The sequence below is a fragment of the Pseudomonas caricapapayae genome (assembly GCF_001400735.1).
GTDB lineage: Bacteria > Pseudomonadota > Gammaproteobacteria > Pseudomonadales > Pseudomonadaceae > Aquipseudomonas > Aquipseudomonas caricapapayae.
Map to the genome: position 1 here is coordinate 1 of NZ_LJPW01000076.1, position 8013 is coordinate 8013.

The 8013-nt window shown below is 60.3% G+C and carries 6 protein-coding genes; 3 read left to right on the forward strand and 3 right to left on the reverse strand.

What is annotated here, in order from left to right; translation table 11 throughout:
• Positions 1–191 precede the first annotated feature (191 nt).
• The 3 genes from ALO80_RS11585 to ALO80_RS11595 all read right to left on the reverse strand — a co-directional run bounded on the left by ALO80_RS11585 (position 192) and on the right by ALO80_RS11595 (position 4732).
• A complete protein-coding gene (locus ALO80_RS11585) occupies positions 192–1526 on the reverse strand; it encodes an MFS transporter (protein ID WP_055009107.1) in 1335 nt (444 codons plus the stop codon).
• A 149-nt stretch (positions 1527–1675) separates the two neighbouring features.
• On the reverse strand, positions 1676–2620 hold the full coding sequence (locus tag ALO80_RS11590) for a 1-aminocyclopropane-1-carboxylate deaminase/D-cysteine desulfhydrase (RefSeq protein ID WP_055009111.1): 945 nt from the start codon (positions 2618–2620) through the stop codon (positions 1676–1678).
• Positions 2621–2692: 72 nt separating this feature from the next.
• Positions 2693–4732, reverse strand: coding sequence for an NADPH-dependent 2,4-dienoyl-CoA reductase (locus ALO80_RS11595; RefSeq protein WP_055009108.1), 2040 nt, complete (start codon positions 4730–4732; stop codon positions 2693–2695).
• Between the two features lie 203 nt (positions 4733–4935).
• Here ALO80_RS11595 and ALO80_RS11600 point away from each other — a divergent pair, with 203 nt between their 5' ends.
• The 3 genes from ALO80_RS11600 to ALO80_RS11615 form a co-directional block, all read left to right on the forward strand.
• A complete protein-coding gene (locus ALO80_RS11600) occupies positions 4936–6069 on the forward strand; it encodes a nitrilase-related carbon-nitrogen hydrolase (protein ID WP_055009109.1) in 1134 nt (377 codons plus the stop codon).
• Positions 6070–6071: 2 nt separating this feature from the next.
• Positions 6072–7112, forward strand: coding sequence for an AraC family transcriptional regulator (locus ALO80_RS11605; RefSeq protein ID WP_055009110.1), 1041 nt, complete (start codon positions 6072–6074; stop codon positions 7110–7112).
• Between the two features lie 563 nt (positions 7113–7675).
• The coding region (locus ALO80_RS11615) for a pyridoxal-phosphate dependent enzyme (protein WP_122301973.1) at positions 7676–8013 on the forward strand (338 nt) is incomplete at its 3' end.

The following is an 8013-nucleotide window of genomic DNA, read 5'->3' on the forward strand; positions in this document are numbered from 1 at the left end:
ACGTCGCACTCTGCGTCGTTTGTGCTATCGCGGTTGAAAAGCGTTTTAGAACAGTGCGGTTAAAAGCACGGGGCGAAAGCTGATGACTATTGATTATCGTGCCGACGCTCCGCGTCGACACGCAGTTCGTTACGCTCTGCGTCATACGGCGGTTATGCGGTGTCGGTAATGTTTGTTTCCGGCCCTTGCCCTCAGGCAATTGATACCACGGGCTCCTTGCCTGCCGCAGGCACATCATGCAACGAGATTTTCGAGGTTTCCGGCAGGGCAAGGCCGCCTGCCATCGCCAATGCTGCCACGGCGATGAGATAGAACGCTGGCGACAGGTTGCTGCCGGTCATGCTGATCAGCCAGGTAGCCATCAGCGGTGCGGTGCCGCCGAACAGGGTGTAAGCCATGTTGTAAGTGATCGCCGAGGCGGTGTAGCGGGTGCGGGTCGGAAAGGTTTCCGACAACAACGCGGCCGTTACCACACCGCATAGCACTGCGCCCACGGCGAGTAGCATGACGCCGATGATCGAGGCAATGAACGAGCCGGAGCTGGCCATCAGGAACGACGGAAACACCACGACCATCAACAGTGTACAGGCGGTTGCCATGGTGACCCGACGCCCTACCCGGTCCGAATAGGCACCCGCCAGCGGGCACAAAGCAGCGGCGAAGGCCAGTGCGATCAACGATACGAGTAGCGCCGTCGCCCTGCTCAAGCCGCCAGCGACTTGCAGGTAGGTCGCGAAATACGTCGTGAACATGTAGAACGATAACGCCGTCAACGAAACGAATGCGCCCAGACAGCCTATCGCCGACGCGTGGTGGCGCAAGGTGTCCTTGAGTGGCGAGTGAGCAACGGCATGCTCTTGCGCGACAGCCTGAAACGCTGGCGTTTCATCGAGTTTCCAGCGCAGGTACAACCCGACCAGGCCCAACGGTGCTGCAATCAGAAACGGCAGACGCCAGCCCCAACTGCCCATGGCTTCAGTCGACAGTGAAGACTCCAGCGCGTAAGCCACCACTGCCGCGGCAGCGAAGGCCGAAAACGTCGAGACCGGTACGAAGCTGCCATACCAGGCCCGCTGCGTGCGCGGCGCGTGCTCCATAAGGTAGGCACAGGCACCGGCATACTCACCGCCGGCCGAAAAACCTTGCGCACAGCGAATGATCGTCAACAGGATCGGTGCCATAACGCCAATCGCTGCATACGTGGGCAGCAGGCCGATCAATGTGGTGGCACCGGCCATCAGCAGGATGGTGATTGCCAGGGTCTTCTTGCGCCCGATCCGGTCACCCAGCATGCCAAAGAAAACCCCGCCCAGCGGCCTGAATGCGAAGGCCACGGCAAACACGGCGAAGGTTTTCAATAACGCAGCGCTGTTGTCACCACTGGGAAAGAACTGCAGTGCGATGGTGGTCGCCAGAAAGCCATACACGGCGAAATCGAACCACTCGACGAAATTGCCGATGGCCGCCGCAACGATGACTTTTTTCAGCGTGGCAGGGTCGACTTGCTCTACGGGGGTGGTTGTCATGGCTGACCTCGGCGTCTTGATCTGGAATGGATCGATTATCGAGACAGCGCCACGGACGCCTCACTCCAGAAGTGTCATCCACGTAGTCGTGGCCGACGTCTCGTCATCGATCTGCGCAGAAATTCATGCCAAAGGCTCTGCCACGAGGCTTACAGCCCCATCGCACGCCGGCCCTGCAGGCCACCGGTATGAATGACGACCAAGCGGGTGCCTGACTCGAAGCGACCGGCCTGCACTTCATCATGCAAGGCCAGCAAAGCCTTGCCGGTGTACAAGGGCTCCAGAGGTACGCCGCTGTATGCCTCGCTACTGGCGATGAACTCCAGCAGCGAGGCATCGGTTCTGGCGAAACCGCCACGGCAGGCCTCAAGCAGAACGCAGTTATCGGGCAGGTCCGGCGAGATGTTCACCTGCCGTCCTGCGGACTCGTTCAGCACAGCCATGATATTTTCAACGACACCATGATCGCCCGGCACCGCCATCGCGCCATACACCGGACGGGCACCGGCCTCGGCCAACAGCAGACCGGCCAGTGTTGTGCCTGTACCCACCGCCAGCCACCAGCCGTGATAATCGTCCCAACCGAGTTGCTCGAACTGCTCAACGACCATTTCCCGCAACCGGCCGCAACCCAAGGCACCGGGTAGCCCGCCACCGCCTTCGGCAATCGGATATAGACCGGGGTGGCGGGCCTGCCAGGGCACCCAGAAATCTGCGGCATGCCGCGCCCGATAACCGGCATACCCCAGCCAGTGCAGTTGCATGCCGAACGCCTGCAAGTCGAGTACGGTAGGCGTCTGCTGGGCATGGCCACGCAACAGGCCTGCCGTCGGGAAGTCGAAACGCTTGCCTGCGGCCGCCAGAGCATGAAGGTGATTGGAGTGTGCACCACCGAGGCTGATCAACCCCTCGGCACCCTTATCGATAGCCAGTGTCAGGTGCTCGCTGAGCTTGAACCACTTGTTGCCGCTGATCAGCGGATCGATGAGGTCCAGACGCAGAATCGCAACCTCGACCCCGGCGTCTTGCAGCCAGGGCAGGTTCAAGCGTTCAAGGGGGGCAATGGGTTGCCAGCCCAGGGCGTCGATAATCATGCGCGGCAGTCTACAGGCAAGGTGCTTCAGGGTCTGCGCCAATTCACAGACGCCTGATCAAGCATTGTGCCTTTACAGGGCCGCGGCCAGCCGTGAGCCCTGATCGATAGCCCGCTTGGCATCCAGCTCTGCAGCGACGTCCGCGCCGCCGATCAGATGGACGCTCTGCCCGGCCGCCAGCAGATCGTCATACAGCTCGCGCAATGGGTCCTGCCCGGCACAGATCACGATGTTATCCACTGCCAGGAGCTTTTCCTCGCCGTCTTCGCCGATGCGAATATGCAACCCGGCATCGTCGATTTTCAGGTACTGGACACTGTTGAGCATCTGCACCTGCTTGTTTTTCAGCCCCGTGCGGTGAATCCAGCCGGTAGTCTTGCCCAGGCCGTCACCCACCTTGGAGCTCTTGCGCTGCAATAAAAACACCTGTCGCGCCGGAGCATGCACTTCGGGCTTGACCCCGGCGACACCTCCGCGCGCCTGCAATGTGGTGTCGATGCCCCACTCTTTCCAGAACGCCTCACGGTCCAGACTGGTGGCCACGCCCTGATGCACGAGAAATTCCGACACGTCGAAGCCGATGCCACCCGCGCCGATCACTGCCACGCAATGCCCTACCGGCTTGCGCTGCAAGATGACATCCAGATAGCTGAGCACTTTGGGGTTATCAATGCCGGGGATCGCCGGAGTGCGCGGCGCAATGCCGGTTGCCAGAATCACCTCGTCAAAACCGGCCTCCAGCAGATCGCCGGCCTTTACGCGAGTGCCTAGGCGCAACTGCACGCCGGTTTCCTGCACTTTATTGCGAAAGTAACGCAGGGTTTCGGAGAACTCCTCCTTGCCCGGCACACGCTTGGCGATATTGAACTGGCCGCCGATTTCACTGGCCGAATCGAACAGGGTCACCTCATGTCCACGCTGTGCGGCAACGGTTGCAGCGGCAAGGCCGGCAGGACCGGCACCCACCACGGCAATCTTTTTGATCTGCAGGGTTGGCAGGTAGTTGAGCTCGGTCTCGTGGCAGGCACGCGGGTTGACCAGGCAGCTGGTCAGTTTGCCGCCGAAGGTGTGGTCAAGGCAGGCCTGATTGCAGCCGATGCAGGTGTTGATCCGTTCGGCGTGGCCCGCTGCCGCCTTGTTGACGAACTCCGGGTCGGCGAGAAAGGGACGAGCCATCGAGACCATGTCCGCGTCGCCTTCGCTGAGGATACGTTCGGCAACTTCCGGGGTATTGATCCGGTTGGTGGTAATCAGCGGGACCTTCACCGAGCCCCGCAATTTGGCAGTGACTTTGCTGAACGCTGCCCGCGGCACCTTGGTGGCAATGGTCGGTATACGCGCTTCATGCCAGCCAATCCCGGTGTTGATCAGGGTCGCGCCGGCCTGCTCGACCGCCTTGGCCAACTGGACGATTTCCTCCCAGGTGCTGCCGCCTTCCACCAGATCCAGCATCGACAGACGAAAGATAATGATGAATTCCGCGCCGACTGCCTCACGTACCCGCGTCACGATCTCGACCGCCAGACGCATACGATTTTCATAGCTGCCACCCCAGCGGTCAGTGCGGTGGTTGGTATGTGCGGCGAGGAACTGATTGATGAAGTAACCTTCCGAGCCCATGATTTCGACACCGTCATAACCGGCGCTACGGGCCAGTGTCGAACAGGTAACGAAATCGGCGATCTGCTTTTCGATGCCGTCTTCGTCCAGCTCATGCGGCGTGAACGGGTTGATAGGTGCCTGGATGGCGCTCGGCGCAACCTGCTTGCGACTGTAGGCGTAGCGACCGGCATGCAGGATCTGCAGGCAGATCTTGCCGCCAGCATCATGGACCGCCCGGGTCACGACGCGATGCCGATCCGCTTCTTCGGCGTTGGTGAGTTTTGCCGCGCCGTCGTAGACACCGCCCTCCTCGTTCGGCGCGATCCCGCCAGTCACCATCAACCCGACCCCGCCCCGGGCCCGCTCGGCAAAGTAGGCTGCCATGCGCTCGAAACCACCCGGACGCTCTTCCAGACCGGTGTGCATCGACCCCATCAGGGTCCGGTTGCGCAGGGTCGTGAAACCCAGGTCCAGGGGGGCCAGCAGGTGCGGGTAATGAGCAGCAGTCATGGCGAAGCTCCATCGAGTCGATCACGGGAAAACAAGGACCTCTGCGTGTCCTCTCATGGGCAACAGTAAAGACGCATCCAGCCACACACTCAATGACCGAAAGTGACAAGTTATTGATCCAAACGTGCAGCGGCACTTGGCAAGCGTCCGACGCCGCCCTACCCTAGTCGTCAATTTCCTGATGGCAGCTACCCGGCCTTTCTATGCGCAAACTCTTCGCCATCTGTCTGGTCCTGCTCAGCGTAACCAGCCTCGTCAGTTACGCAGTCTGGACCGGGCAACGCCCGGCGGGCCACTACCTGTCCGATCTGCGCATTCGCCTGGCGATCAATGAAGGCGAGCCCAGTGAACGCGGAAACCTGCTGGGCATCGAGCCGGAGCTATTCCCCACTGACTATCAGAACACTGATCGACTGCACCGCAAGCTGGCCGCTTACCTGCAACAGGCCCACGATTACGGACTGATCAACCGCAGAACGGTAGTGGTGTTCCCCGAGCATATCGGTACCTGGCTATTCGCCTGTGGCGAGAAGGATGAGCTTTATCAAGCTGCGACGGTAGACGAAGCAATGGACTGGCTGTCCTGGAGCAATCCACTGCAGTTTATCGTGGCCATGCTCGGTGCCGAAGGCAGAGACCGTGTCGACGACGCCCACCTGCGCCTAAAGGCGCAATCGATGGCGCGGGACTATCAGACACTGTTCGGCGGCCTGGCCCGAGAGTTCGGCGTAACACTGGTGGCTGGCTCGATTGTGCTGCCAGAACCAAGCATCGAAGGCGGTCAGCTGAAAATCGGTAAAGGCGCGCTCTATAACAGCAGCGTGACGTTCGGCAGCAATGGCCAACCGCTCGGTCAGCCACAACGCCAGCTCTATCCGGACCGCTATCAGAAACGTTACGTGCACACCAGGAGCGACGCGCCCTTGAATGTGCTCGACACACCTGCGGGACGTCTGGCCGTGCTGATCGGCAGCGACAGTTGGTATGCGGAAAACTACGCGCGCCTGAATCAAAGCGACGCACAGCTGATTGCGGTTCCCGCCTTTGTGATCGGCAAGGCCAGTTGGTCCGAACCGTGGCGCAAGCCCCGGCGCTCGGGTTTCGATATGGCGGCTGACACTACAAGCGAGGGCGAAGCCTGGCATCGTCTGACCCTCACAGGCCGTCCTGCGCAAAGCACTGCACAGGCCGGGGTCAGCGTGTTCATGCGCGGGCAGTTCTGGAATCAGGGTGTTGCCGGGCAGAGTTTTGCCAGCCACGCGGGCCAGACAATAGCCGATCCGTCACCGGAAAATGCTGCCGCTGGCGGCGCACGTCTGATCAATCTCTGGCTTTGACGATGCCAACATTGACCCTGCGCCTCGGTGACCTGTCAGTGGGTTTTATCCAGAGCCTGACCGATGCGGTCATCAGCTTCGACGAGAACCCTGATCCTCTGCTGGAGCAGTATGGCCTTGACCCTATTCGCCTGAGTCAGGCCGGGGCGCGGTTATCGATCCCGCGTTACATGCGCCTGGGGCATGCCGCCATCCAGCTCACCGGCCAGCCTGGACTGGGGTTGCGCATGGGCCAGCTCAGTCGCTTCGCTCAGGCAGGTCTGGCGGGTGTTACCGCTGCGCAGGCACCCAATGTGCGCGAAGCCGCTCGCACCCTGATACGCTTCGAACCCTTGTACGGGTCCAATTATCGCGGACAGTCGACTTTCCACGAGGATGCGTCAGGTGCCTGGATGCGATTTTATTCAATCAGCCCCTATAACGCCTACAACCGCTTTGTCGTGGACTCGATTCTGGCCGGCTGGCTGACTCAACTCTCGGCCCTGACGGGCACCGGACTGCGCGCTCAACGTATCGAAATCGAGTTCGAGGCGCCTGAGTACGCAGCGCAATACATCGCATTGAGCGATAACCCGGTGATGTTTGGTGCAGCCACCAATCAACTGCGTCTGGATCAGACCAGCCTTGCGCTGCGTAATCCGGGCCATTGTCCAAGTACCTGGCGGCATCTGCTGCAATTATGCGAAAACGAGCTGGAGCAACAGACCCGCACCCGCAGTCTCCGTGAACGCATCATCCAATTGCTCGGGCCGCTATTGAACGGCGGAAGGGAGCCGGATCTGGAAGAAGTGGCGGCAAGGCTCAAGCTGCCTACGTGGACGTTGCGCCGCAAGCTGGCCGAGGAAGGCACACGCTTTCGCACGGTGCTCAATGACACACGGCGTGATCTGGCAATGACGTATATTCGCGACACTGAACTGGCGTTCGGAGAGATCGCCTACCTGCTGGGGTTCGCCTCTGCCGAAGCCTTTCAACGCGCCTTCAAGCGCTGGAACGGACAGACTCCGGGAGAGTTCCGCCGCAGCCAGCGCCAAAGCGCATGAACCCGTTCATAACTCGGTAGCGTCGTCGGCAGGTTCTACCGGGTCCAGTTCAGATGCACGGTATTCAAGCAGTTCTTCCTGGTATTCGTCCATTTCTTCGCCCTCTTGGCTGATCATGTGTGGCTGAGAATCAAGCTGAAATAACTGACCGCAAGATCAACATTAAAGTGCCAATGTGAAATAAAAATGTTGATTCCTGTCAAACAGACGAAAAAGATCGTGGCAGATTAAGCACGCGACCAGGCCCCTTGCCGGTCAAGCGCTATTGACTTGCAGGGTCGTGTCGACCTAACCTCCAGAGCATGAACCTCATCCAGCAAAACGTCGGCCAGATTATTATTACCGTCATTCCAGTCATGGCGGGTTAGCCGACGTTTGCAAAAAAACCCGCCCTGGAGGCGGGTTTCTTCTGTCTCCTGGGCAACATTATCGAACCAGGAGTCAGACATGATCGTCATCCCTCGCTCTATCGCCCTTCTCGCCTCCTTGAGCCTGATTACCGGTCAGGCGAATGTGCCGGCGTGCGCCGTGTATCGCGGAGCAGCGCATGATGGAGCGATGCGATGAGCCAGGACCGGCACGATCTGCTCAACAACTATGCTCGCAAAATCCTCACCTCCCGCGTGTATGACGTGGCCATCGAAACCCCATTGCAGGGTGCTCGCCAACTGTCCGGGCGGCTGGGCAATCAGGTGTTGCTCAAGCGCGAAGACCTGCAGCCGGTGTTCTCGTTCAAGATTCGCGGGGCGTACAACAAGCTGGCGCAACTGACCCCACAAGAGGCCGCATGCGGCGTGGTCACCGCTTCGGCGGGCAATCACGCGCAGGGCCTGGCGCTGGCGGCGCGTGAACTGGGCATTCTGGCCACCATTGTCATGCCGCGCACCACCCCGGAAATCAA